The following is a 26,198-nucleotide window of genomic DNA, read 5'->3' on the forward strand; positions in this document are numbered from 1 at the left end:
TTAAAATGGCCTAACGATCATTTAGAAAAGGAGTTTTTACTATGTCAAAGTTCACTTTTCCAAAAGACTTTTTATGGGGTGGAGCTACTGCTGCCAATCAAATAGAAGGAGCTTATTTAGCTGATGGGAAGGGATTAACGATCGTTGACCTTTTGCCAACTGGGAAAACGAGAAGAAGTATTATGGAGGGTAATGTCCCGGCATTCACCCCGCTTGAAAATGAATTTTATCCAGCGCATGAAGCCATTGATTTTTATCATCGTTATAAAGAAGATGTTGCTTTGTTTGCCGAGATGGGATTCAAGGCGCTCCGCGTTTCTATTGCTTGGGCACGTATTTTTCCAACTGGCGAGGACGATGCACCAAATGAACAAGGCTTGAAATTTTACGATGATTTATTCGATGAATTAATCAAACATGACATTCAGCCTGTCGTAACGCTTGCCCATTTTGATGTACCTGTACATTTAATTGAAAAATACGGAAGCTGGAGAAACCGTAAGCTTGTCGATTTATTTGAAACATATGCAAAAACTGTTTTTTCTCGTTATAAGGACAAAGTAAAATACTGGATGACGTTTAACGAAATTAATATGCTGCTTCATTTGCCATTTTTAGGTGCAGGGCTTGTTTTTAAAGAAGGTGAAAATAGGCAACAAATTAAATATCAAGCAGCACATCATCAGCTTGTAGCGAGTGCATTAGCAGTAAAAGCATGTCACGAAATGATTCCTGATGCAAAAATTGGTTGTATGCTAGCCGCAGGGATGTTCTATCCTTATACATGCAACCCGGAAGATATTTTCCAATCGATGGAAAAGGATCGTGAATCTTATTTCTTTATCGATGTACAGTCACGCGGTGAATATCCTGCGTATGCGAAACGTTTCTTTAAAGACAATGGTTTAACAATTGAGATGGAGCCAGAAGATACAGCTATCTTGAAAAGCCATACGGTTGATTATATTGGTTTTAGTTATTATTCAAGCCGGACAACAAGTACGGATCCCGAAGTATTGAAAAATATGACGAGTGGAAACGTATTTGGATCTGTTGCAAACCCTTATCTTGAAAAATCTGAATGGGGATGGACGATTGATCCGAAAGGCTTCCGCATCACAGCAAATCAATTATACGATCGCTACCAAAAACCTTTATTCGTTGTAGAAAATGGTCTCGGTGCGATTGATGAGGTAACAGCCGAAGGGACAATCAACGACGATTACCGCATCGACTACTTACAACAGCACATCGCTGAAATGGGTGAAGCGATCCAGGATGGCGTGGAAATTATCGGGTATACAAGCTGGGGTCCAATTGACATTGTCAGTGCATCTACTGGTGAGATGAAAAAGCGTTATGGCTATATTTACGTTGATAGAGATAACGAAGGGCAAGGAACATTACAAAGAATTAAAAAGAAAAGTTTTGACTGGTATAAGAACGTCATTGCATCAAATGGTGAGAACCTAGACAACTAATATGAAAGTGGATATCTTTATTTTTGAGATATCCACCCCTTCCTTTCCTATTTTAGTAAAATATGAAAGCGTTGACTTACCGTAAACAGATGGATATGCTTAAACTAAGTACTAGAAGTAGAAATACGGGTGGAAAAGACCATGAAAATAGCAAAAGTAATAAATAATAATGTCGTTAGTGTCATGAAAAATGATACGGAACTTGTCATTATGGGAAGAGGAATCGCGTTTCAGAAAAGACCAGGGGATCAAGTTGATCAGGATAGGATCGAAAAAGTCTTTACTCTGAATAATAAACAAACATCCGAGAACTTTCAGTTGCTGCTTCGCGAAGTTCCAATTGATCTAATGGTTATCGTTGAAGAAGTGATTCATTTTGCACAAAATCAGTTAGGTAAAAAGTTGAATGAAAATATTTATGTTTCTTTAACGGACCATATCAACTTTGCGATTGAACGACATGAACAAGGCGTAGAAATAAAAAATGCCTTGCTTTGGGAAATTAAACAGCTATATAAAGAGGAATTTTTAATTGGTTTAAAAGCATTAGATAAAATTAATCATAAATTTCAACTTTCACTGCCTGAAGATGAAGCCGGTTTTATTGCGATACATCTCATCAATGCCGAAATGAACGAAGATGTTGTAAACACAATGAATATTACAAAATTCATGCAGCAAATCATCAACATTGTAAAATACCATTTCAATGTTGAATTTGATGAAGATTCCTTAAACTATTTTCGTTTTATCACTCACTTGAAATTTTTCGTTCAGCGTATTATGAAAGGTACACATTATGAAAATGATGATGATTTTCTTTACATTATGATTAAACAGAAACATAAAGAAGCCGCAAATTGTACCGAAAAAATTAAAAGTTATATTAAAAAAGAGTATAATCACGAATTAACGAATGAAGAAATGCTCTACTTAACCCTTCACATTGAACGGGTTGTCAATCGCTAATAAAAGTGATTGACAATGACTTTTTATCCATATATACTTCAATTATCAAAAATCAAATATATACTAACCTAGGATTGTTACTGGTTATGCAGGCAAAACCTAAGTCAGGGAAAAATTGTAGGACAGAACTGTCTACTATTTTTTCATTGACTTAGGTTTTTTGTTTGCAAAAAATAAAAAACTCGGAGGTGTAGGTCATGAACTACGATAAATTAGCGAAAGAAATCATCCAGGAAGTCGGCGGAGAGAAGAACGTTACATCGCTTGTTCACTGTGCAACGCGTTTACGTTTCACATTAAAGGACAACACAAAAGCAAATAAACAAAAATTAGAGAATACAGAAGGGATTATCACTGTTAAAGAAAGTGGAGGGCAATTTCAGATTGTCATTGGAAATACGGTTCCAGAAGTCTACGATGCAATTGGGAAAAACTCTAACCTACTAAGCGATTCCAGAACGAAAGATGACTCAACTGGAGGAAAGAAAGGAAATATAATTGGACAAGCAGTCGATATCGTTTCCAGTATTTTCGCCCCTTTGCTCGGTGTCATGGCTGGAGCAGGTATATTAAAAGGACTATTATTAATCGCAAATAATGTCGGTTGGCTAGACACTGCTGAAACGACTTATATTATTTTGGCAGCCGCAGCAGATAGCTTGTTTTATTTCTTGCCATTACTTTTAGCAGTAACAACGGCTAGAAAATTTGAGGGAAATGTCTTTACAGCATTAACGATTGCGGGTGCATTAGTATATCCTTCAATTATCAATCTGAAGGCAGAAGGAATCGCAACAACGTTCCTTGGAATTCCTGTAACAATGATGAGTTATTCATCAACGGTTATTCCGATTATCTTAGCTGTCATTGTTATGAGTAAACTTGAAAAAGTATGTCAACGCTTCATACATGAAAGTGTTAAAAACTTTGTAACGCCGTTAATTTCACTTGTCGTCATGGTACCTCTAACATTGATCGTATTCGGCCCATTTGGAGTCAATGTCGGAAACGCGATCGCTGATGGAATTGTCGCTGCATTTGGCTTTAGCCCAATGCTAGCAGGTGCTATTTTAGGGGCAAGCTGGCAAGTGCTTGTAATCTTTGGAGTACATTGGGGACTAATTCCCGTGTTTATCAATAATATTGCGGTCAATGGACAAGATGGTGTGAAGCCTGCATCAACCGCATCTGTATTTGCACAAACCGGAGCCGCCTTTGGAGTTATGTTAAAGACGAAAAATAAAAAATTAAAAGCATTAGCAGGATCTGCTACCCTTACTGCTCTATTTGGTATTACAGAGCCAGCCATCTACGGCGTAACATTACGATTAAAACGTCCATTTATTGCTGGTGTCATTGGTGGTGCTGTCGGTGGAGCCATTATCGGGCAAGCTGGTACGAAAGCATTTGCTTCAGGTGCACCTGGACTATTAACACTACCTGTTTTCTACGGTCCTGGGGGCGAAGGTTTTATGGGCCTCATTCTTGGTATCGTCACAGCATTTGTTGTTTCAGCTATTTTAACTTACGTATTAGGCTTTGAAGATCCAGTAGAAGTAGATGAAACAGAAGGGTCTCCTAAGGGATCGGAAACAACAGAAAAGAATGACGAGGAAATATTAAGTCCGCTAGATGGTAAAGTGATTGCATTATCAAACGTTCCAGATCAAGTATTCTCATCCGAAGCAATGGGGAAAGGGATTGCGATTGAACCGACATCAGGAAGAGTTGTTTCACCTGTTAACGGAAAAGTCTCAGTTGCTTTTAAAACAAAGCATGCTATTGGACTTGTTTCAGACAGTGGAGCTGAAATTTTAATCCACGTCGGAATTGATACCGTGCAATTAGACGGAAAATATTTCACGTCACATATTGAGCAAGGAGATCAAGTGAAAGTTGGTGACCTGCTTGTAGAGTTTGATATAGACAAAATAAAAGAAGCGGGTTATCAAGTTGTTACACCTATTATTATTACAAACACACCAAATTACGCGGACATTCAACCAATCGAAAAAGAGTCTATTAATGAACAAGAAACATTATTAGGTCTCAAAGCGTATAGTAGTGATAAAGAAAAAATTGCTTAATTTTAAAGAAAGGATCCGGCCATCATGCTGGATCCTTTTTCCTAAAATATAAGCAAGCCCTAAACTAGCATCTATAAAATCAAATGCTAGTCTCAATATGAAGAGAGTTCCTAGCATTCACTTGTCACTCCTCCTTCACCAATTCCTCATATTGGCCATAGGCATATTCGCTAAAGTATATTTAGTCCCAAATCTTATTGTTTAGCTATCCTCTCTCACTATTTTCGCAAGTATCTTTGCATCAGATTGAAGGAGTGAATGATCGATTAGTGATACAATCATCATCTTGAACAAATGTCGATCGTTTGATAGGATCATTATCATGATGAATGATGAGCGAAAGAAGGGATCACATGGATACCGTTGTTTTTGATCTAGATGATACTTTGTACGACAGGTCTCAGCCATTAAAGAAGACCCTCTTAAACTTTGAAGCTACGAAGGGGCTTTCCTTTGAACATTTCCATGGAATTTTTCAGCGCAATAGTGATATTGCCTTTGATCATGTGACAGACCGCATTTGGTCATTGGAAGAATCGCATATTTTTAGGATGAAGGAATCCGCGAAACAAATGGGGGTTCATATTTCTAATGAAGGCGCGAGAGAATTTCAATCATTATATGAAGAAAATCAGCAACATATAGAGTTATATCCATCGATTATTGAAATCTTGGATTACCTACACGAAAAAGATGTACCAACGCTTATTATGACAAATGGTCCATCCGCACATCAAAGAAATAAAATTAAAAATCTCGGTTTAGATCTTTATTTTACTCCTGACCAAATCATTGTTTCTGGAGAGGAAGGGATTGCCAAGCCGAATACCGAAATTTTCAAGTTGACAGAAAGTAAATTTCAATTTGATAAAGCGTATGCGTGGTTTATCGGCGATAGTTATGACAATGATATCGTTGGGGCTTCAAAAGCAGGGTGGCATTCAATTTGGCTTGCCAAACAAAAGCTAGAAAATCATTCAACCAATTTATCAACATACACTGTATCTTCAACAACGGAATTAAAAGATTGTCTATTTCGTCTTTTTAAATAATGCCAGCATTTGAGTCATGCTGTACTTAATTGAATGATTTATTGGCCATACGAAAATAATCATTCCATTTAGATCATTTTCGGAATCAGTAAATCTAACAATTTTAGAGTTTATATCATTGATTCCGAATAATTACTTCTGAAAACTAGAGTTCTAATTTAAAGTTACTTCTGCTTTAACATGAGCATTCTCAGAAGAAACCTGTTTATTTTCTTCATTAAGCAATAAACTTGTGATGAAATAGATGATGCTTAAAACAAACGGCAAAATCGTATATATCTGATCCATAAAGACAATGGCGACGATCGATGTGGCGCCAATGATCATAATGGATGCATATAAAAATCCCTTACTTTTATATAAGATTGCGAATGGTAAAAAATGAGCTCCTGTTAAAATCGCGACAAAAAATGGCAGCCATTCAACCTTTTCCATAAAAATAAGAATCAAAATCGGTGCGAAAAGGATCTGCATCCCACCAAGCACCCCAGCCATTGTTGATAAAGGATTATCCTTTGCAAAGAAATCAATTTTAAGAAGCTTTGAAATAAGTATCCCTAAAGGAAATAGTGAACCTGCGCCAATAAGATAAATGAGACCTAATAATTTCACATCGATATTTACAAAACTAATAACTCCTAAAAGCAACCAGTAGACCGTCCCAACATAAAACATGGCTATCCCTTTTTTTGTTCGTTTCATTAAGTCCAACATTGTTTCATTCAGATCCATATGAAATTCCTCCGATTATTGTTTTATACTTTTCCCCCTCTAACATTCAGAATATTTTATAACTAATTATGATTATAGCTATCTTAGATGAAAAGAGATAGTAACATTGAGAAGAAGAACAATCAATTATGGGTTGACATCGCCATCCCTTTGCTGTATTATTCTGATTAATTAAATATTAATTCTTATCAAGAGAGGTTGAGGGACTGGCCCTATGAAACCTCGGCAACAGGCGATTTCGCACTGTGCCAATTCCAGCAAGCATTACGCTTGAAAGATGAGAAGAGAAACGTACGTGACTGTTGACACCTCTTCTTATTTGGAAGGGGTGTTTTTTATCTGCCCCTTTCCTAGTAAAAACATATGATTACTTTTATTCGGAGGGGATTTAAATGACTCAATTAGTAAAAGAAAAAATCGGTGGTATTCATGCGATTCCTGAGTTAGCACCACAATGGCAAAAATTAAACTTAGCGGAAATCGTTAAGAGAAATGCAGCATTTGTTTCGATTAGTCAAAGTAAATCTTTGTATGAACCATGGGGCGTACAAGGAGCTGAGAACCACCGTGAAAGAGGGAATTTACCTGCGACGATAAAGGTTGTCCAAGCCGCTCGAAAAGCAAGTAATTTCCTATCTTTTAGCTGGGTAGGCTATAGCCTTTTCCGAGAAAACTATCCGCAAACGATTTTTGATCAAGTACAATATGAAACATGGGTGGAGGGACTTGATTTTACAGAGGAGCAAAAGCAGCGGGACAATGAGCTTGTAGATGAATTACAGACCTTGGTTAGACCCGGAGATTTACAGTTTAATGAACTTGCTTTACAAACCGCGTTTGTTGGGACACCTTTTCCCCTTGAATTAGCGAGAAAAAAGGTAGAAGTAATTATTTTTACCGGCATTCACCTTGACTGGTGTATTGAAGGAAATGTTCGTTCCGCGCGCGATCACGGTTATTTGCCAATTGTCATTGGCGATGCGACTGGCTGTAAATATCCGGAAGAAGAGGCAGCGGCTATGAGACGTATTAATAATTATTTCGCCCCTGTCATTTCGGCGGAAACGTTTGTTAATCTTTTAGAGGAACCCGTTTAAAAATAAAAAGGTAGCACGTTTATGACCAATTCCGGTCATAAACGTGCTGTTTTTTGCTCTCTATCACTACATTTTGTTTCACACATGTAGTACAATAAACAAGAACGAACATTCCCCACCAAATATACCAGTTTATCCCATACTCTCCTCTATTTTAATTTCCCCGTATTTCCTTTAAAATGAATACTATCGATGAGGTGATCATTTGGCTACATTACTGGCTGAAACAACCAATAAAGTTGTTCATTCAAAGGAATTATTAGTTGAAAGCCAATTAATAAGGATCTTTTTAAACCAATTAGGAATGGACGCTCAAAGCATTAAAAACAACTTTTTAAAAAGTTGCCTTCAAGATTCATGTCCTGAAACTGAAAAAAAATTATTAAAAATGAAAAGTATTTGGACATTAAAAGATATTGAAGATTACTTTTACTCCTTTTTAAATAAAGAAATGATCGATAAGAATGGAATCATTTTTACACCCAATTTTATTGTTGATTACATTTTATCAGAAACGATTGATCGATATAACGCCCCTACAATATGCGACTTTTCATGTGGATGTGGAGCATTCTTAGTAAGAGCAGCTGAACATTTATATGCTAAAGATAAGTCTAAAAGCATCGTTGAAATCATAGAAAATCACATTTTTGGCGTTGATTTATTAGCTGAAAATGTAAGAGGAACGAAAATATTATTGACGTTACTAGCATATAGAGAAAATGTGGACGTCGAACATATTCAACTGAATATCATTTGCTATGATGGCCTTGAGCATGATGTTCTTCATCAATTTTCGAATGAAAAAGTTATAGATGGCTTTGACTGCGTTGTTGGAAACCCTCCTTATATAAAGGTTCAAGATTTAAGCCCTGAGGTTAGAAGTAAGCTTAAAGCTGATTTTAAAACAACGACATCAGGCAGTTTTAATATTTATTTTGCTTTCATCGAGCTAGGAGCCAACCATTTAAAACAAAAAGGAACATTAGGCTATATCGTGCCGAACCATTTTCTTAAATTAAAATCAGCGCAACCTTTAAGGGAATTTTTACTTAAGGAAAGATTATTGAAAAAAGTGATTGATTTTAAGGATTGTCAACTTTTCCCCAATGCTCAAACGTATTCGGCCATTATTACACTAGATCGAACAAAAAAAGAGAATATATCATATAACATCATTACGAGTGTTAAAAGTGAAAATCTTACGGATATAAATGAAACATTAAAAGAAATAAATTATAGCAAAGTAAACTCTGAAACAATCAATTTATTAAATGAAGTTGAAAAACGGAATGTATATAAAATTGAAAATGCCGGATTAAAATTAAAAATCAGTACAGGAATCGCTACTCAGAAAGATGGAGTATACATGATCGGGTTAAATAAAAATGATTCGATCGAGGAAGATAAAGGCTATTACACAAAATATTATGATGGAAAAGCTTATAAAATTGAAACAGACATTACCGTCCCCTTAATCAAGGGAGGAACAAATATTGATCATGATTCTGGCTCTGTGAAGAAAAAAGTACAAATCATTTACCCTTATGTTCGCGACAATAATGGAAGCATCAAGGTTATCCAAGAGGATCAATTACAAGAGAAATATCCATTTGCTTATTCCTATTTAAAAGTGGCACGTGAGGAGCTACAAACCCGTAACGGAGGCACCCCTTCTGTTTCCGTCTGGTATGAATACGGAAGAAGCCAAGCGCTTGATAGCTTTGGAGCTAAGTTAATTTCACCAACAAACTCTAATAGACCAAAGTTTACATTATTTGAGGAAACTGCACTTTTTAATAACGGATACGCGATTTATGGAATAGCATCTGATAGTATTTTTCACGATCACTTACCAGACTTAAATGTCTTAGCTAAAATACTAAACTCCATCATAATGGATTACTATATTAAGCTAACTAGCTATATGATCAGTGGTGGCTATTATTGCTATCAAAAGAAATACATTAACAACTTTTCAATCCCACCGTTGAGCTCCGAAGATATGGCATATATTCGTTCGTGCAACGATTCGAAAGAGCTCGATCAATTTTTAATTAAAAAATATGATTTAGAATTCCCTGTATTAACGAAAGGCGGATACTTGTGATTTATAATACGAACAATCTTCTAGACATAAACAGCACGTTGATCAATATGAAAAATGATCTTGAAACATCGATTAAAACCGCTACCGTAAAAGGATCGCCTGTCAATTCAAAAGGGCAGCCATATGGGAATGGACAAAAGGCGAAGGAAGCGCTGATCCGCTCACAAGGATTAATCAATCATTTACACGAATTAGTTAAATCTGAACTGATTAAGGAAAAGATCGATCCATCGAAAATTTTCCCCCCACTAGGGCATAGCAAACCTGAATTAAAGATCGCGGGCTTGCTAAAGCAAAAAGATCAAGATATTTGTGTTAAACCTACAAATATTCAACCTAAACAAGAAAAGATTAGCTGGGGTCCGTTAGTACATGAAAACATAACTTGTTACTTAGGGAAGGAACTTACAGAACAAACATTAGTCATCAATATTCGAAGTCAAATGAGTAGTCTAGCCAAAAACGCCGATACGTTGTTTGAAAGAACGTTTGCTGAAGCTTTAAACCTTCATAATCTAAACCCGAATCTATGTCTTGGCGAAGTATACATGATCCCTGTGAGGGAGTACGATGATGCTGCCATGACGAAAAACGAAGTTAAATTTAAAAACAATATTACGAATATCGCAAAGTATATTAGCTTTTTTGACTTTATAAATGGGAGAGTAGATCCTACTAAAGATCATCATATGTATGAAAGATGTGCTTTGCTCATCGTCGACTTCAGTACGGAAATACCTAAGCTATACAATACAACAGATGAATTAAAACATGATGGCCTTCTCCCTCAAGATTTTCCGATAGAACTTGCAAATATTTCTATGACAAATTTTGTTGATGATTTACTTCAAATCTATATCGATCGATTTAATAATCTTGATATTTATAATGAAATTTAATAGAACGTATCGTTGAACTTAACAAATTGGCATCCATTAGCCGTTTTTGTAAAGTAAATGGCGAAGAATGGGATTGGAGTGAAGGCCACAAAGCCAGTACGCGGATAATAGATTTTTTTATCTAGTTTCGGAGGCTGGGACAAAAGTTTTTTATCAAATCAAAATACGAACGATAGTAACTGGAAATATACTTCGCTTTCCGCGGGCGGCTGTTGAGCATCGGGCCAACAGGATGTTGGTCACGGGGCCAGTTGCCACACGATGTGGCGAATTTTGCTTCATTCCTTAAATACGCACTGCGATGCCTTTCCTCCCGCAGGAGTCTACATATATTTCCTACACTAAGATAGTGCATTTTTCGTCTATCACATTGATTACTTTAGTTATGTCCCAGCCTCTTTAATTCTTATTTGATGTTTTCAGTATGAAATAATCTTTTTGGAAATATTATTGATCAAGTCTCCTCTGCTCAAAACACCAATTACACGACCAGCGCCATTGATGACTGGAAGTTTTTTGTAATGATGCCTGGATAATAAACGGAGCGTTACCTCAAAATCATCATCAGGTGATGCAAAGAGAAGGTTTCTTTTAGTCATAATTTCTTTCACTTGAGTATCTAGCTTTTTCCGTAATACATCTTCAAAATCTCCTTCCTCAATTATATAAACTAGGCCCGCAATACCTATCGGCCATGGAGGCTTTGGAGATAAATAACGTAATACATCACCATCCGATACCATACCTACCAAATGATCTTTATCATCAACGACTGGAACACCACCAATTCGATTGGATGTGAGCACCTGTAATAATTCTTTGATGGTATTCGAAGGTTTCACAGTAAAAACCTTTGTAATCATAAAGTCTCTTACTTTCATTGCAAATCCCACCTTTCAATAATCATTCTAAACTTATTCCACTTTATATTTCTCCTTTAGAACCCCAGAACCAATGCCTCCCCCTACCATTAAAATTAAAGGACCAAAGTTCCAAAAGAACGATCCGCCATATAGAGGGATGTCGAACGCCATTAACTTATTTAACATAAGAACGCCTAATTTTATGACTAAAAAGGCAATCCCTATTAAAAATAAAACATCAAACATAAATTTTAATTTTGGATATGCCAAATGCTTGCTGTCATTAATGACCTTCTCTTTCAATTCTTCATCACTCCTCAATAACTCATCAATGGTTACATCAAAAAGATCACTTATATTAATAATGATTTCTATACTAGGATAATTTTGACCATTCTCCCATTTTGAAACGGATTGGCGACTAACGAAAAGCTTTTCCGCTAATTCTTCTTGAGACCATCCTTTTTCTTTTCTCTCTTTTTTCAACTTCTCCGCAAAATTCATTTGAGGCAATCACCTTCCATGCATTTATATCTCATTATGCTTAAAAATGATTCTGGAAGTAAAGAAAGAATTCGTTGCACTCTTCCGCACCCTATGGTTGCAATGAGTAAAATCCCTATTTCATCAAGGAATTTAACGTAAAAAGAGGGTGTGTACGAATCATCATCTGATTCGTACACACCCCGATCACTTTAATCCAGATGACTTTTTTTATCTTTCATCTCTTAAATCACCTTTTTAAATCATTTATACAGTTTTCAACTCCAATCTCTTTGCAAGCAGGGATAACCCATAATTTACTACGAAGTACATGATGGCGATCGTAATGAAGATCGGAATCGTGTCTTGCGGATTGTGCGCTTGAATGATTCTTGCGTTATGAAGTAGTTCTGGAAGAGCGATAACAACCGCAAGTGATGTATCTTTTAACAGTGAAATGAATTGGCTGACAAGATTGGGTACCATTCTGCGAAGTGCTTGAGGCAAAATAACAAATCGCATTGCTTGAATATACGTAAGACCGGAGGATCGCGCAGCCTCCATTTGGCCTTTTTCAATCGAGTTCAATCCACCCCGGACGATTTCGGCAAGCATGGCTGATTCAAAAACAGTTAACGCGACGATTGCAGCACCTGTTTTACTAAGATTAATACCGAGCTCCGGCAATGCTAGATACGTAAATAAAATGATAAGGAGAAGCGGCAAGTTCCGGATTGATTCCACAGCGATTGCTAATACTTTAGAGAGAATTGGTATTTTGGCAAATCGTAACGTACCAATCGCTCCTCCAAGGATAAAACTTAAAATGATCGAAATAAGGGCTACTTTTAACGTAATATAAAAACCTTGCATTAAAAATGTGAGATTTTCTGAAGAAAATGCACTCGAAAAATCCATTCAAACACCTCCTCAGTTAGTAGTTGCAAGGCGCTTTTCAAGATACCCGACGCCAAAACTTAATGGAATGGTAATGACTAAATAAAATAGTGCTACGAATATGTATACGTCAAAGACTACATATGTCTTGGCTGAAATAAGATCGGCTTGATACATAAGTTCAGTACCCGCAATGAGTGCCAAAATAGATGAGTTTTTCACTAAATTAATAAATTGGTTGCCAATTGGAGGGATGACTATTTTTATCGCTTGTGGCAAAATAATCATTCTCATCGTTTGAAGATAGGTGAGTCCCGAAGATCTGGCAGCTTCCGTTTGCCCTTTTGGCACGGATAAAATTCCTGATCGAATCGCTTCCCCTATAAATGCAGATGTATAAATCGTTAATGCAATCGTTCCAGATGTAAATCCGGATAACTGCAACCCTAAAGCAGGGGTCCCAAAATAAAAGAAAAAGGCAATGACAAGCAGGGGAATATTTCGGAAGAACTCTACATATGCAGTTCCTATCCATCGGAGTGGTGCGATGGGTGTAATTCTCATAACTGCAATGATCGCCCCTATTAAAAAGCTTGCTATTAACGCAATTATACTAATTGTTAATGTCGCTAAAAACCCTTCCCAATACATGTCGAAGTACTTTGTTAAAATAGAAAATCTCACGTTCATCTCCACCTCACTTTACATATCAGGGTGAGCGTGAACGCCCACCCTGATCTTAAAATGGACTTAGAATTCGAATTCACTAAACCATTGTTCAAAAACTTTATCGAATTCTCCATTCGCCTTTAGTGATTCAAGTCCATCATTTAGCGCATCCAGGAATTCCTTCTCGCCCTTTTTCACGGCAATCCCATAAGGCTCATCTGTAAAAATTCCCCCGACCAATTCATAAGAATCATCATCAGAAGCCATTCCCATCAAGATCGAGTTATCTGTCGTTAATGCTTCTCCTTTTCCAGCTTTCAGTGCTGTAAATGCTTCCGCATAGTTTTCAAATTCCAATACAGGAGCATCTGGAGCCTTTTCACGTATATTATCTGTTGATGTAGACCCTTTGACAGCAAGTACGGTTGTATCTTTTGTAAGGTTGTCAATGCTTTGAACAGGACTCCCTTTTTTCACAAGCAGGGATTGACCTGCTTCAAAGTAAACATCTGTAAAATCAACCTCTTGTTTGCGTTCTTTTGTAATCGTCATTGTCGCTATAATTGCATCAATATCGCCTTTATTCAATAGTGGGATTCTTGTTTTTGACGTTACTTCTACAAATTCAACTTTATTTTCATCCCCTAGAATTTCCTTCGCTAATTGTTTTGCAAGGTCAATGTCGAACCCCTCCACATCTCCTGTCGTCGGATTTTTCAAACCGAATAATTTTGTATCGTGTTTTACTCCGAAAATGATTTTATCCCGTTTTTTTATCGTTTCAAGGACATTTTTTCCATCTGTTGCACTATCCGTTTTTCCGTCTTTCGAACTACATGCAACTAGGATCATAGCCGATAGCATCGCTATCACTGTTAACAAAAGAATCTTTTTCATCTTAAACATATACACAACTCCCCTTTTGTTTTTAATGATTTAAAATACGGCTGAGAAAAATTTGCGCTCGCTCTTCTTTTGGATTTTTGAAAAACTCAACCGGAGCAGCCTCTTCTAAAATTTTGCCTTGATCGATAAACACAATTCGGTCGCCTACTTCTTTCGCAAATCCCATTTCATGTGTAACAACAACCATTGTCATCCCTTCTTTTGCTAACGCTTTCATTACATCGAGCACTTCTCCTACCATCTCCGGGTCAAGAGCAGAAGTGGGTTCATCAAATAACATAATATCAGGCTTCATTGCTAATCCTCTTGCGATCGCCACACGCTGTTGCTGTCCACCTGATAGCTGGGATGGAAAGGATCCTGCTTTGTCGGGGATTCCGACCTTTTCCAAATAGAACTCTGCCGTCTTTTTCGCCTCTTCTTTTGATACGCCTAATACATTGATCGGGGCAAGCGTAATATTATCAAGGACGGTTTTGTGAGGGTATAAATTGAAATGCTGAAACACCATTCCTATATTACGTCTTACTTGATTAATATCTGTTTTCTTATCATTCAGTTGGATGCCATTAATGATCAGTGAACCGTCAGAGATTGATTCTAGCCGATTAATACATCTTAGCAGTGTACTCTTTCCGGATCCCGATGGTCCGATAATGACAACAACTTCTCCAGCTTGAATCGTTAGATTAATATCTTTAAGAACATGAAAATCTCCAAAATATTTATTAACCCGTTGAAATGAAATCATGTCATTCTCCTTCCAATTCAAAACAGTATACAGGACGTTCCTCCATACAATACGATTAAGTATCTCAGGTAGATTCTTTTACAACGCAGTAAAATGGGCCGTCTTCTCAGCATCTGCTTGCTGACAAGGTGGGAACATCCTATTGATCATCCGAATTAAAACGGCAGTTCGATGTACGCCAGTTCTTCATCATCAGTACAATCTACTTTCATATGTACATCTTTATATACTTACCTTCTAGCAGATGTCACAACACCTCAATGATCATATTTCTCCACTTTATATCATCCATCTTTCGCCCCGTTTCACCACGTGATAAATTACTTTCATCTTGAACATTCCCACATCTTATCTTCAGTCTACTTATTAATAATTTCACTTACAACCAAGTTTAGCTATTTATCCCAAAATAAGTAAACAGACCTAGGACAAAAAAACGAGGCGTCCACCGACATATTTACCCGACAAACTGCATAAAGTCTGGCACCATGTTACCCTTTCACCAAAATCTTCTTTAATGCTCGAAAGAGGATAAAGAAAAATCCGTTGAAAAGTGCTAGTGTAAGTCCATCAACGATGACCGCATCTAGCATTCCGGCTGGGACAGTTTGAAACAACCATAAACATACCCAGCCTATTAGCTGTGCCAGAAGAATCAGTCCGACATCCCTTACAGAACGATACCACTTTACTTTTTCACGCCAATAAGTCCCTACGAAAAAAAGAAGCATAAAATTTATGCTAGCGACCAAAAACGATGGGGATTCTATCCCGAACATGCCATCAGCCAACTCCCACGATGGCATCCAATTGACTGTAACGATAAAATTAAAAATGAAAAGCGCTAGTAAAATAGGATAGAAGACCCTTCTATCATTCTTTAATTGTCTTTCCTTCTTTTTCTCTTTCATTTCTGAACTAAGCCATTGCTTTAAATTTCTGTAATGGGCCGTGCCAATTATTGGTGAACTTTTGTCCTGATCATAAGGCAGCTTAGGTAATTCCTCGTATGCCCTCTCGTAATCTTCTAATTGTAATCCAGTCACATTTGCTCCTGAACTAAAAACGGGAATATCCTTTTGTTTGAAACGCTGCACCCACTCATTCAATTTGTCAGCATTCTCCACCCCGAACAATGAATATTTATGATGCCCTTGCTTATTTATCCATTTCATGATAATTTTTGCTCCAATAATGTGATAGCCGGGACTATTGCTCCCCCTAGACATATAGCGGGTTGTCCGAGCAATTAATACCTCTTGCATTTGCTCGAAAGCAACAAAATTCTCCCATTCCTCTCCGGTTTTAACATTCCTAACAAATGTAAAATAACCATCCTCTCGCAACTCACATTTCATAACAATGTCTGTATACATTTTGTTGGATTTATAAATAATCGATGTAAGCCAAGCGAGCAACAGGGCACACGCAAAACAAATGATCCCTCCGGGCCAATACGGCCCTAATATTAAAAAGACCCCGAAGCCAAACGCTACAACCCCAAGCAAACAAAAAAACAAGAAAAAGACCACATGAGCTATTTTTGCCCATTTCGGGATATCGTTTGAATACTTTAACCCTTCCTTTTCACGCATTTCAATCAAAATTGGTTCCCTCCTAAGGACGCCCTTCTTCCCTTATATTTACGGAGGGAAAACAGGGAAGTTTCTAAGAATTTAGACCCCTTTTTAAACAGGCAAAAAGACCTTCAACAACTGGAAGGTCTTTTCGTCATTTATATTAAGCTCTCTGTTTACGAGTGTACACATCAAAAATAACAGCTAGTGCTAATACACCACCACGGATAATGTATTGAGGGGCTATTCCAACCCCCATCAAGTTCATGCCATTAGTTAAAGTGGCCATCACGAGCGCCCCAATGATTGCTCCTGTTACTTTACCAACACCACCAGCAGCGGAAACCCCGCCAACGAATGCAGCCGCAATCGCATCAAGTTCGAATAAAGTACCTGCGGTCGTTGTAGCAGATTGTAAACGCGAAGTAAATAGAATACCTGACAAGGCGGATAGCATCCCCATCGAACCAAAAACTAGAAATGTAATTTTACTTACATTAATCCCACTTAAATGTGCTGCCTCGGGATTGCTACCTACCGCATAAATATGACGCCCTACAACTGTTTTTGTTGTAATAAAATGATAAACCATCACAACAAGAAGCATTATAATAACAGTCCAAGATAATCCATTATAGCTAGCTAAAATCCATGTAATATATCCAATAATTGCTGATACGAAGATTAATTGCAAAGTAAAAATCTCTTTTGAAACAACTTCAAAATTGTATTTTAATTTATTTCTTCGGTTGTTGATCGTGCTGTAAATGTAGAATACGATCGCCAATGCGCCAACGAGCAATGTTAATAGATGTAAACCGCTAATTACCATAAGTGATGGAATATAGCCATTGCCGATTGCATTAAATGCATCATTATTAATGATAATTGTTCCTGTCTTTTCTGTCGCTAAAAGAATCGCCCCTCGATAAATGAGCCAGCCTGCTAGTGTAGCAACGAAAGCTGGGATTCCTATTTTCGCTACTAGGAAACCTGTAATTGAACCTGCTAATAGACCAAGGATCAAAATAATCGGGATAACGATATAGACCGGCAATCCTACATGCATGAGTAAAATTGCGGCAATCGCTCCGAGAAATCCAGCTAAGAAGCCGATCGATAAGTCAATATGCCGAATGACAATGACGAGCATAACTCCAACTGCTAAAACGGCAATATATCCAGCAGAATCTAGTAAGTTACTAATATTTCTTGAGGAAATAAATAATCCATCTGTTAAAATTGTAAAAGTGACCATAATAACGATTAAAGCAATATACATGCCGTAATCACGAATATTATCTTTAATTAAATGCTTCGCTTCATTCACTAATTTCATATGTTTTACCTCCCTATTGCGTAGCGAGTTCCATGATTTTTTCCTGATCAGCTTCCTCAGCTAATAACTCACCTTTGATTTCTCCTTCAGCCATCACATAGATACGGTCACTCATTCCAAGAACTTCACCAAGCTCCGAAGAAATCATAATAATACTCATACCTTGCTCTATAAGTTCATTCATCACTGAATAAATTTCAAATTTAGCACCAACGTCAATTCCCCGTGTTGGTTCATCCAAAATTAATAATTTAGGTCCGACAAATAACCATTTACCTAATGATACTTTTTGCTGGTTACCACCACTTAAATTACCAACAAGTTGTTGTAACGATGTAGCTTTAATTCCTAATGAAGCTTTATAATGATCCGCCACTTTGATTTCTTCATTTTCATTTACAATCCCACTTGAAGAGATTCCTTTTAAATTTGCAGCAGAAATATTATTTTTTATATCTTGTAATAAAAACAATCCGTCCCCTTTACGATCTTCCGTAACATACGCGATCCCTGCTTGAATTGCCTGACTCGTATGTCTAAAGGTGACAGGACGACCTTCTACGAATAAATCACCCTGTATTTTATATGATTTGGAGTTTCCAAAAATACTGAGAGCAAGTTCGGTTCGACCGGAGCCCATTAATCCTGCAATCCCAACAATTTCGCCTTTTCTAACGTGTAAATTGATTCCTTTAGAAACATCGCGACCTAATTGTGGATCGAAGGCAGTCCAATTGTTTAACTCGAGTATTTTATCACCAAAGGATTTATTCTCTCGCTTTGGATAAATATCTTCAATTTCGCGACCAACCATGTTTTTAATAATTGCCGCTTCATTAACTTCACCTTTAGAAGCGTCTAGCGTACAGATCGTCTCTCCATCTCGAATCACCGTTGCCTTATCGGCAATCGCAATGACTTCCTTCAATTTATGGGAAATCATAATGCATGTGATGCCTTGCTTTTTTAATTCAAGCAATAATTGTAAAAGGTTCTCGCTATCGTCTTCATTAAGCGCAGCAGTCGGTTCATCTAAAATAAGCAGTTTTACGTCTTTACTCAATGCTTTGGCAATTTCAACTAACTGCTGTTTACCGACTCCTAAATCTTTAATCAATGTTTCTGGATTAACCTTCAGATTTACCTTTTCAAGCAATTTTTTAGATTCAACAATCGTTTTGTTAAAATCTAATACTCCGCCATGATTTACTTCATTACCAATAAATATATTTTCATAAACAGATAGATCTGGAAATAAAGCCAGCTCCTGATAAATAATGACAATCCCCGTTTCAACACTGTCATTGATTTTATTGAATTGTTGAACCTCGCCGTTAAAAACGATATCTCCCTCATATGAACCGTATGGGTAAACGCCGCTAAGTATCTTCATCAATGTAGATTTACCGGCTCCATTTTCACCAACAAGGAAGTGAATCTCACCTTTTTTCACTTTGAAATTAACATTACTGAGCGCTTTGACTCCTGTAAACTCCTTCGTAATCTGTTTCATTTCCAGAATATATTCGCTCATGTTCTTTCCTCCTTAACCATTAGGAAATAGTGATAGACGTTCATCTATCACTATTTTTAAAGCCCTGCTCTAATTTTTTATAGACCGGTGAATTCACTCTCATCGTAGTATTCGGATTCGATAAGTTCACTCTTCACATTCTCTTGCTCAACGACGATTACATCTGTTTGTTTTGCTGGAACTTCGATTTCACCATTATCATAAGTACCTGTTGTTTCAGGTGTTTTTCCATCAAGAATGTCAACAGCCATTCCCATCGCATCTGTAACAAGTGTACGAACATCTTTAAATACGGTCATTGATTGTTTTCCATCAATAATGTATTGAATTGAAGCTTTTTCAGCGTCTTGTCCAGTAATTACATAGTTTGAAATATCTGGGTCTGATCCAAACACATCCGCAATCGAACGGGATGTCCCGTCATTTGGAGCAAGAACAACAACTTCGCCTTTAAGGTCGGCGCTAGCAGCAGTCAAATGTGTTTGCGCTTTGTTTTTCGCTTCGTTTGGATCCCAGTTTGTCGTTACTTGTCCAAGAATTTTACCTAATTCATCACGTGAAAGTTCTGGTTTGTCTTTTAAAGCTTCCGCTTCACTTGAGTTAGCGATTACAAACGTCCCATCAGCAATTTTGGGTTGTAGAACTTTCCAAGCACCTTCAAAGAATAAGAATGCATTATTATCAGAAGCAGCTCCAGCATATAAATATAAAGGAATGTCTTTTCCATCTCCTGCATGATCAATTAAATATTGTCCTTGTGCTTCACCAACAGCAACACTATCAAATGTTACATAATAATCAATTGCATCCGTATCTGTAATGAGACGGTCGTATGCAATGACAGTAACGCCATCCTTTTTGGCTGCTTCTACTGCGGCACCAGCAGCTGGACCATCATGTGGTGCAATAATTAATACATCAATGCCTTTGTTAAGAAGTGTTTCAACATTCTCTTTTTCTTTTGCAGAAGAACCTTGGCTAAATAAAATTTCCGCGTAATAATCAGAATCCTGTAACGCAGCATAAAAACGTGCTTCATCTTGTACCCATCTTGGCTCGTCTTTCGTAGGCAATACAATCCCAACGTTTACCTTACCACCCTTAGGCTTGTTGTCACCTGTATCTCCCTCTTTGCTATTTGAGGCACCCTCACTACTACACCCGACTAGAACTGCCATGAGCATTGCAACGAGTAAAGCTGCAATCATTTTAAATTTTTTCATACTAACTGTAACCCCTTTCAACCTTAGTTATTTACTCCCTATCTCACTTTAAATATATCAGCTCAAATAATGTGTAAAAACGCTTTCTTATGGTAATTTCTTAGTATCATCTGTCTTTTTTTAATGTTTTCGTAAAATTAGTGTGTAAAAGCACCGTTTTCAATTTATTTTTTGAATAATTGCGCGAATTCGAGGGATAATTGCGCCACTTTTGGGTATAATTGCGTAATTTCGAGGAAGACGCTTAATCTCGACAAGAATTATGACCTAAAAAACGACTTAAAAATTCGCATCAGAATTTTTAAGTCGTTTTCATTTTGCAATCTCATATTTTAATCATTTAGTCTTTGTATACTTCTTCTCTCGAATGAAAACCATCTGCAATAATTGTATCCTCAATATTTCCCTTGTCGACAGCAATAGGAGAAAGAAGCATCGACGGTACTTCTGATTTCCCATTATTTATTATTCTGTCTACGACGATCTCTTCCCCTTTAGCAAGTCGGATGGCCAAATCGGCTGCTTGTTCAGCTAAATCTTTCAATGGTTTATATATCGTCATCGTTTGCGTGCCTTCAACGATTCTCTGTGCACCAGCTAAGTCCGCGTCTTGTCCTACAACAGGAATGTTCGTAAGCCCCTGTTCAGCCAATGCTTGAATCGCTTTGCCTGCGGTTGCATCATTTGCAGCAATCACTGCATCCACTTCATTATTATTCGCATTTAGAGCCTCTCTCATATTTGCAAAAGCGTGGTCAGGTACCCATTCCTTTGTCCACTGATCATATACAATCGTAATATCTCCTTTATCAATAAGTGGTTGGAGGATATTAAATACACCTTTTTTTAATAAGTGGGCATTATAATCTGTTTCTGCTCCACCAATATACACATACTTTCCTTTCGGGGCGATTTGGGTGATCGCCTTTGCTTGAAGTTCACCAACTAGTTCATTGTCGTATGAAACATATAAATCAATTTCGGAATTGCGTACTAATCGATCATACGACAGTACTTTAATTCCTGCTGAATGAGCCTTATTCACAATCATCGCCGTCGACTCTGCATTATGCGGGACAATAACTAATACATCAATGCCTTCATTAATGAGCGTTTCTGCTTGCAAGATTTGTAAGGCGTCATCTCCCCGTGATGCAAAAATTTTCACTTCAGCACCTAAGGCCTCTACTGCTTCTTTAAATAATTCACGATCTCTTAGCCATCTTTCTTCAGCTAACGTATCCATAGCAAAACCAATCGTGATTTTATCATCCACTTCTAAATGTTCCTCATCCGTTTCCGTGCCTCGGTTTAATTCTTCTTGATTTACAGGGCGATTGTTTTGATCACAAGCAGTAACAACAAAGATGAAAATAAGCATACACCATAAAAAAGTCAGCTTCATCAGAGGTCGTTTCATCCATTTCACACCTTTTCCATCTTGTTAAACTTTTGCTCCAAGTAAAGACTTTCTATATTCAGTTGGTGATGCACCAACTGTTCTTCTAAACACTTTGCTAAAATAATTTGGATCTTGGTAGCCTACTTCAAATGTAATTTCCTTTAAACTCTTATCTGGATTCAACATCAATTTCTTTGCTTTCTCTAATCGGCATTCCGTCAAAAAGGTAATATAATTCACACCTAATTGTTCTTTAAATAGTTTGCTAATATAAATCGGACTTAGTTCATATTTTTGCGCGATGCTGTCTAGCGAAATTTCCTCATGCGAGTGGTCAATAATATACTGTCTAATTTGTTTAATTGTGTCATCCTCAACTTGGTTATGATACTCTATATGCGACTGCCACATTTGATTAAGCAACTGATTCGTTTCAGAGCGCAATTGCCTGAAATCATTTATTTGGAAAGAATATAATGGAGTTTCCGGCGCAATGCCCATTTCATTTAACACCCGTGATGCAATCCAAAGTAACTCTAAAACACGTTGCTGTGCTTCAATAACCTGAACACCCTTATTTTCAAAAAATCCAATAAGCTCAGAAACTTCTTTGATAATATTTTGCCACTGTCCATTCCGAATTTGGTCGAAAAATTGATTTTCTAATTTTTTCGGATTGTATCCGTCGATTCGCTTGTCCTCCAAAGGAATATCTGAATAAAAGCGATATTTAACTGGAAGCGACGTATTTTTCGTTGCGATCAGTGACTCTTGATAGGATTGACGTATATACTCCAAAGAATCGCAAACGTTGCCAATCCCAATGAACCAACCTTCCCTTTCTCTCGATACAGACAGAATCTCCCTTGCAAGCGTAATGGCCTGATGGCGAAAAGAATCCGCCTTTTGTCTAAACACGATAATCGGAATTTGCCGTCCGTACAATGCGCCAACCCATGTATTACCGATTTTTCTAGCACGTTGTTTAATTTCTGCATACAAGTTCTCAGAGTTCTGTGGCAATAAGACACTAATTACAAACTTTTCATTTGTCATCGGTGTGCCTAAAAGCTCAACTAGCTCATCTAAATGGACTTCATGTACATGATCGAATAATAATTGCGTGACAACATCTGTCTCAACAATGGTAAGTGCTTTTTGTAATGCATATTGCTGAATGATACTCTCTTGTTGAGATCTTCTTTCTTCCTTAATTTTGTTAATCACCTTACTAACCGTTTGTACAACTTCACTTGCTTTACTTGGTTTAAGCAAATAGTCGTTTACACCTAGCTTCATCGCTGATTGTGCGTATTCGAATTCTGCATAGGCAGAAATCATGATAAACTTACTATTTTGGTTTTTTTCCTTCATTTTCTGTATTGTTTCAAGCCCATTCATTCCAGGCATTTTAATATCCATTAATACTAAATCAGGCATAAAGGAATCAGCCTTCTCTAATGCGATCTTTCCGTTTTTTGCTTCTTCAATTTCCAGCTCAGGAAAGTTCTTTAATAATATTGCATGAAGACCTTCTCTTACAATTTGTTCATCATCAACGATTAGGAGTCGCTTCATTGCCTTCCCCCCTCTTTGCTTTAGATATTTTTAAAATGACCTTCGTTCCTACTCCAAGCTCACTTTCAATGTCAAATACATCATTACAGTTATAGAATAAACGCAATCTCTTTTCTACGTTATTAATGCCTAGACCAGTAAAATGCCCCTCTGCCTTTTTAGATCTAACTTGAAGAATTTGTTTAACTTTCTCTTCTGTCATTCCGGGTCCATCATCTTCTATCTCTATTCTCACGTGATCACCACCATCTTGAACACGAAAGGATATTGTTCCACCATCCTCTTTTGGCTCGATCGCATGGATCACCGCATTTTCAACGATCGGTTGTAATGTTAAGCGAGGGATTTGGATGAATAAACATGAATGATCAATCTCCATTTGAAAATGGAGCCGATCCATGAATCTAGCATTTTGAATATCAATATATTGCTTAAGCACTTGTACTTCTTCAAATAAGGCTGCGGAATTTTCTAGTTTATTAAGGTTATAGCGTAAAAGTCCCGCAACACTAACTAATAAATCACTTGTTTCTTCAGACCCTTCTAAATACGCCTTTTTAGATAATATATCTAGTGTGTTATAAAGGAAATGAGGGTTAATCTGGCTTTGCAGACTTCGAAGCTGACTTTCCTGTAAAAGCAACTTACTTTGTTGAAGCTCATTTTCTAATTGCGCTTTCTGTTTTATTTCTGATAAATAGTTATTAATATTTATCCGCATCTTATCAAACATTTTCGCCAGAAATGAGATTTCATCATCCGAGTCAACCTCTATTTTTAAATCAAATCGCCCTAAAGATAATTCATGTGCTGCTTGCGTCAGCTTATTTATTGGGCTTGTAATTCTTTTTGAAAACCAATGAGCCAATAACAACACGAGCAAGGTAATCAAAAGCAGTAACCAAATTCCTAGTATTCTTAATTCTTGTGAACGCTCGATAATCGTACGGTAAAATTGGTCATACGTTTTCAGTTCCGTATCAATTAAGGTAAGTGTCATTTCTGAAATATATTTTGAAATACGACTCGCTTCGGAAAATGCGCTCAAGTAATCTTCTGTTTGTTGATCGGTACGCGCCAAAACAGATTGGTTGGCCGTCTCAAGCAAACCATCGATTAAGTTTTCGTAGCTTGTCAATGCAGAATCGTTATTACTATTTCGAAACTTCGAAACTTCTTCCTTAATTCTTAAAATCTTATCCTTATTCCGATTAAGTTCTTCTAAATTTGATAATGTTGGTTCGATTAAGTAGTTATTAAGAGTTGCTACAATTTGTTGGCTTTCAGTTGAAACTTCGTTCATCATTAAATATCTTTCCAATATATCATTGTATTGGTTTTGCATTTTCTGATTGTAATAAGTAAGTGATATCCAAATGACGATCATAATAAATAAAACAGCTATGACAAGTGCTAATATTTTCTTTTGAATACTGTTCATCTTACATCCGTCGCCTTCACAATCCGAATATCGGTTTGGTATCCTTCTAAATCTAGAGGAAATTTCTCATTATTAAGCCATTGTAATATGAGTTTCACACTCATTGTCCCCATCTCTTCCGGAGCTTCCTCAATAATGCCATCGATCTTTCCCTGGGTTAGCAATGAAATGGCCTCATAATCAGCATCACATGAATATATATAGTAAGGCTCAATTTGTGATCTACCTTCAATTTCCTGAATCATCGCCGGTAGTATACTAGCATTTATCGCTATAAATGCATCAATATCTGGGTTCCGATTTAATACATCCTTTGTTTTTGTAATCACTTCTTCTCTCGCATTTTCAGTTTCTATTTCATTGATTACGATTTGCGGATAATTTTGTAGTACTTCTTTGATCCCTTGTAATCGTTGTTCTTGAAAGTATTGATGTTGAATATCAATCATAATTGCTACTTTCCCTTCGGTTCCCATGTCAGCAACTAATTGTTCCGCAATCATTTTTCCGGCCTTATACTGGTCAGAGCCTACATACGACTTTCTAAGACTATCTCCCATAGGAACATCATTTGCGACAGTAATAATAGGAATTCCATAAGAAGCCGCTTTAATTTTAGTCAGCATTTTAAATTCATCTATATCTAATCCTTGAACGATGATTCCATCCATTTTTGAATAGATAGCGATTTCAATTTTCTTTAAAAAATCCTCACGATTGTTACCGTAACTTCCCCAAACTTCAAGGCTCGCATTTTCTTCCTTCGCCTGTTCGATTGCACCTTTCGCTACCTTATTCCAAAAAGGTGTGTCTAGCTCTTGCGTAATTAATACAAGACGTTGGTTACGATCCGCTTGCTCTGGAGTTCGCGGCAACTCCCAATCAGATGTAAACACTTTACTTCCTGAAACGACGGTAAAATAAAAAAGGATGACACAAACAAGACTAAGCAGCATGATTACTAATTTACGCAAGATGTATCCCCTTTCACCTATTACTTTATATCCATTTTAGCATAACTCATAGAATTTCAGTTTTCCAAGTTTATAGCAATGAAATTTCAAACTAAAAGACGTCAAAGACAATGTTTTGTGCTTTGACGCCTTCC

The 26,198-nt window shown here is 37.0% G+C and carries 22 protein-coding genes and 1 riboswitch; of the genes, 7 read left to right on the top strand and 15 right to left on the bottom strand.

The window, feature by feature from the left end:
- The first annotated feature begins 41 nt into the window (after positions 1-41).
- From KHA95_RS03180 to KHA95_RS03195, 4 genes are all read left to right on the top strand, one after another.
- Positions 42-1,481 carry a 6-phospho-beta-glucosidase gene (locus tag KHA95_RS03180; RefSeq protein WP_213135995.1) on the top strand — a complete coding sequence of 480 codons (1,440 nt, stop codon included), beginning with the start codon at positions 42-44 and terminating at the stop codon, positions 1,479-1,481.
- A gap of 141 nt (positions 1,482-1,622) precedes the next feature.
- Positions 1,623-2,450 (top strand): BglG family transcription antiterminator LicT, encoded by an 828-nt coding sequence (gene licT, locus KHA95_RS03185; RefSeq protein WP_213135996.1) that lies wholly within the window; start codon positions 1,623-1,625, stop codon positions 2,448-2,450.
- A gap of 197 nt (positions 2,451-2,647) precedes the next feature.
- Entirely contained in the window at positions 2,648-4,537 is a 1,890-nt protein-coding gene (locus KHA95_RS03190; RefSeq protein ID WP_213135997.1) for a beta-glucoside-specific PTS transporter subunit IIABC, read from the top strand.
- Between the two features lie 353 nt (positions 4,538-4,890).
- Positions 4,891-5,589, top strand: coding sequence for an HAD family hydrolase (locus tag KHA95_RS03195; RefSeq protein ID WP_213135998.1), 699 nt, complete (start codon positions 4,891-4,893; stop codon positions 5,587-5,589).
- Between the two features lie 153 nt (positions 5,590-5,742).
- Here KHA95_RS03195 and KHA95_RS03200 read toward each other — a convergent pair whose 3' ends face one another.
- Complete coding sequence (locus KHA95_RS03200) at positions 5,743-6,321, bottom strand: DUF7010 family protein (RefSeq protein WP_213135999.1); 579 nt, start codon at positions 6,319-6,321, stop codon at positions 5,743-5,745.
- A gap of 182 nt (positions 6,322-6,503) precedes the next feature.
- A riboswitch (SAM riboswitch) is annotated at positions 6,504-6,605 on the top strand.
- Between the two features lie 108 nt (positions 6,606-6,713).
- Between KHA95_RS03200 and KHA95_RS03205 the strand changes: the two genes are divergently transcribed.
- From KHA95_RS03205 to KHA95_RS03215, 3 genes are all read left to right on the top strand, one after another.
- Complete coding sequence (locus tag KHA95_RS03205; protein ID WP_213136000.1) at positions 6,714-7,418, top strand: cysteine hydrolase family protein; 705 nt, start codon at positions 6,714-6,716, stop codon at positions 7,416-7,418.
- A 205-nt stretch (positions 7,419-7,623) separates the two neighbouring features.
- Positions 7,624-9,528, top strand: a complete 1,905-nt coding sequence (locus KHA95_RS03210) for an Eco57I restriction-modification methylase domain-containing protein (RefSeq protein ID WP_213136001.1) — start codon at positions 7,624-7,626, stop codon at positions 9,526-9,528.
- Complete coding sequence (locus KHA95_RS03215) at positions 9,525-10,427, top strand: hypothetical protein (RefSeq protein WP_213136002.1); 903 nt, start codon at positions 9,525-9,527, stop codon at positions 10,425-10,427. The genes KHA95_RS03210 and KHA95_RS03215 overlap by 4 nt, the downstream gene beginning before the upstream one ends.
- Before the next feature lie 419 nt (positions 10,428-10,846).
- Here KHA95_RS03215 and KHA95_RS03220 read toward each other — a convergent pair whose 3' ends face one another.
- The 14 genes from KHA95_RS03220 to KHA95_RS03285 all read right to left on the bottom strand — a co-directional run bounded on the left by KHA95_RS03220 (position 10,847) and on the right by KHA95_RS03285 (position 26,064).
- Positions 10,847-11,308 (bottom strand): CBS domain-containing protein, encoded by a 462-nt coding sequence (locus tag KHA95_RS03220; protein WP_213136003.1) that lies wholly within the window; start codon positions 11,306-11,308, stop codon positions 10,847-10,849.
- A gap of 33 nt (positions 11,309-11,341) precedes the next feature.
- Positions 11,342-11,794: a helix-turn-helix domain-containing protein gene (locus tag KHA95_RS03225; RefSeq protein WP_213136004.1), complete on the bottom strand. Its 453-nt coding sequence runs from the start codon at positions 11,792-11,794 to the stop codon at positions 11,342-11,344.
- A gap of 246 nt (positions 11,795-12,040) precedes the next feature.
- Complete coding sequence (locus tag KHA95_RS03230) at positions 12,041-12,691, bottom strand: amino acid ABC transporter permease (protein ID WP_213136005.1); 651 nt, start codon at positions 12,689-12,691, stop codon at positions 12,041-12,043.
- Positions 12,692-12,703: 12 nt separating this feature from the next.
- Positions 12,704-13,360, bottom strand: coding sequence for an amino acid ABC transporter permease (locus KHA95_RS03235; RefSeq protein WP_213136006.1), 657 nt, complete (start codon positions 13,358-13,360; stop codon positions 12,704-12,706).
- A gap of 60 nt (positions 13,361-13,420) precedes the next feature.
- Complete coding sequence (locus KHA95_RS03240) at positions 13,421-14,245, bottom strand: transporter substrate-binding domain-containing protein (RefSeq protein WP_213136007.1); 825 nt, start codon at positions 14,243-14,245, stop codon at positions 13,421-13,423.
- A gap of 22 nt (positions 14,246-14,267) precedes the next feature.
- Positions 14,268-14,996, bottom strand: coding sequence for an amino acid ABC transporter ATP-binding protein (locus KHA95_RS03245; protein ID WP_213136008.1), 729 nt, complete (start codon positions 14,994-14,996; stop codon positions 14,268-14,270).
- A gap of 491 nt (positions 14,997-15,487) precedes the next feature.
- Positions 15,488-16,600: a hypothetical protein gene (locus KHA95_RS03250; RefSeq protein ID WP_213136009.1), complete on the bottom strand. Its 1,113-nt coding sequence runs from the start codon at positions 16,598-16,600 to the stop codon at positions 15,488-15,490.
- Between the two features lie 136 nt (positions 16,601-16,736).
- Complete coding sequence (locus KHA95_RS03255; RefSeq protein ID WP_213136010.1) at positions 16,737-17,912, bottom strand: sugar ABC transporter permease; 1,176 nt, start codon at positions 17,910-17,912, stop codon at positions 16,737-16,739.
- A gap of 13 nt (positions 17,913-17,925) precedes the next feature.
- Positions 17,926-19,446, bottom strand: a complete 1,521-nt coding sequence (locus KHA95_RS03260) for an ATP-binding cassette domain-containing protein (protein WP_213136011.1) — start codon at positions 19,444-19,446, stop codon at positions 17,926-17,928.
- A 77-nt stretch (positions 19,447-19,523) separates the two neighbouring features.
- Positions 19,524-20,669: a sugar ABC transporter substrate-binding protein gene (locus KHA95_RS03265; protein WP_213136012.1), complete on the bottom strand. Its 1,146-nt coding sequence runs from the start codon at positions 20,667-20,669 to the stop codon at positions 19,524-19,526.
- Positions 20,670-21,009: 340 nt separating this feature from the next.
- A complete protein-coding gene (locus KHA95_RS03270) occupies positions 21,010-22,089 on the bottom strand; it encodes a sugar ABC transporter substrate-binding protein (protein ID WP_213136013.1) in 1,080 nt (359 codons plus the stop codon).
- A gap of 24 nt (positions 22,090-22,113) precedes the next feature.
- Positions 22,114-23,649, bottom strand: a complete 1,536-nt coding sequence (locus KHA95_RS03275) for a response regulator (protein WP_213136014.1) — start codon at positions 23,647-23,649, stop codon at positions 22,114-22,116.
- The gene (locus KHA95_RS03280) at positions 23,627-25,090 is read right to left on the bottom strand and encodes a sensor histidine kinase (protein ID WP_213136015.1); all 1,464 of its coding nucleotides are present in this window, start codon (positions 25,088-25,090) and stop codon (positions 23,627-23,629) included. Before KHA95_RS03280 ends, KHA95_RS03275 begins: the two co-directional genes overlap by 23 nt.
- On the bottom strand, positions 25,087-26,064 hold the full coding sequence (locus KHA95_RS03285) for a sugar ABC transporter substrate-binding protein (protein WP_213136016.1): 978 nt from the start codon (positions 26,062-26,064) through the stop codon (positions 25,087-25,089). Before KHA95_RS03285 ends, KHA95_RS03280 begins: the two co-directional genes overlap by 4 nt.
- Positions 26,065-26,198 lie beyond the last annotated feature (134 nt).

Origin of the sequence: Bacillus sp. FJAT-50079, assembly GCF_018343515.1 — a bacterium.
Classification (GTDB): Bacteria; Bacillota; Bacilli; order Bacillales; family Bacillaceae_C; genus Lederbergia.

Excerpts from the sequence above, each read along its gene's own strand:
- KHA95_RS03180 (WP_213135995.1), top strand. The coding sequence starts at position 42 with ATGTCAAAGTTCACTTTTCCAAAAGACTTTTTATGGGGTGGAGCTACT.
- licT (WP_213135996.1), top strand. The coding sequence starts at position 1,623 with ATGAAAATAGCAAAAGTAATAAATAATAATGTCGTTAGTGTCATGAAA.
- KHA95_RS03190 (WP_213135997.1), top strand. The coding sequence starts at position 2,648 with ATGAACTACGATAAATTAGCGAAAGAAATCATCCAGGAAGTCGGCGGA.
- KHA95_RS03195 (WP_213135998.1), top strand. The coding sequence starts at position 4,891 with ATGGATACCGTTGTTTTTGATCTAGATGATACTTTGTACGACAGGTCT.
- KHA95_RS03200 (WP_213135999.1), bottom strand. The coding sequence starts at position 6,321 with ATGGATCTGAATGAAACAATGTTGGACTTAATGAAACGAACAAAAAAA.
- KHA95_RS03205 (WP_213136000.1), top strand. The coding sequence starts at position 6,714 with ATGACTCAATTAGTAAAAGAAAAAATCGGTGGTATTCATGCGATTCCT.
- KHA95_RS03220 (WP_213136003.1), bottom strand. The coding sequence starts at position 11,308 with ATGAAAGTAAGAGACTTTATGATTACAAAGGTTTTTACTGTGAAACCT.
- KHA95_RS03225 (WP_213136004.1), bottom strand. The coding sequence starts at position 11,794 with ATGAATTTTGCGGAGAAGTTGAAAAAAGAGAGAAAAGAAAAAGGATGG.
- KHA95_RS03230 (WP_213136005.1), bottom strand. The coding sequence starts at position 12,691 with ATGGATTTTTCGAGTGCATTTTCTTCAGAAAATCTCACATTTTTAATG.
- KHA95_RS03235 (WP_213136006.1), bottom strand. The coding sequence starts at position 13,360 with ATGAACGTGAGATTTTCTATTTTAACAAAGTACTTCGACATGTATTGG.
- KHA95_RS03240 (WP_213136007.1), bottom strand. The coding sequence starts at position 14,245 with ATGTTTAAGATGAAAAAGATTCTTTTGTTAACAGTGATAGCGATGCTA.
- KHA95_RS03245 (WP_213136008.1), bottom strand. The coding sequence starts at position 14,996 with ATGATTTCATTTCAACGGGTTAATAAATATTTTGGAGATTTTCATGTT.
- KHA95_RS03255 (WP_213136010.1), bottom strand. The coding sequence starts at position 17,912 with ATGAAATTAGTGAATGAAGCGAAGCATTTAATTAAAGATAATATTCGT.
- KHA95_RS03260 (WP_213136011.1), bottom strand. The coding sequence starts at position 19,446 with ATGAGCGAATATATTCTGGAAATGAAACAGATTACGAAGGAGTTTACA.
- KHA95_RS03265 (WP_213136012.1), bottom strand. The coding sequence starts at position 20,669 with ATGAAAAAATTTAAAATGATTGCAGCTTTACTCGTTGCAATGCTCATG.
- KHA95_RS03270 (WP_213136013.1), bottom strand. The coding sequence starts at position 22,089 with ATGAAACGACCTCTGATGAAGCTGACTTTTTTATGGTGTATGCTTATT.
- KHA95_RS03275 (WP_213136014.1), bottom strand. The coding sequence starts at position 23,649 with ATGAAGCGACTCCTAATCGTTGATGATGAACAAATTGTAAGAGAAGGT.
- KHA95_RS03280 (WP_213136015.1), bottom strand. The coding sequence starts at position 25,090 with ATGAACAGTATTCAAAAGAAAATATTAGCACTTGTCATAGCTGTTTTA.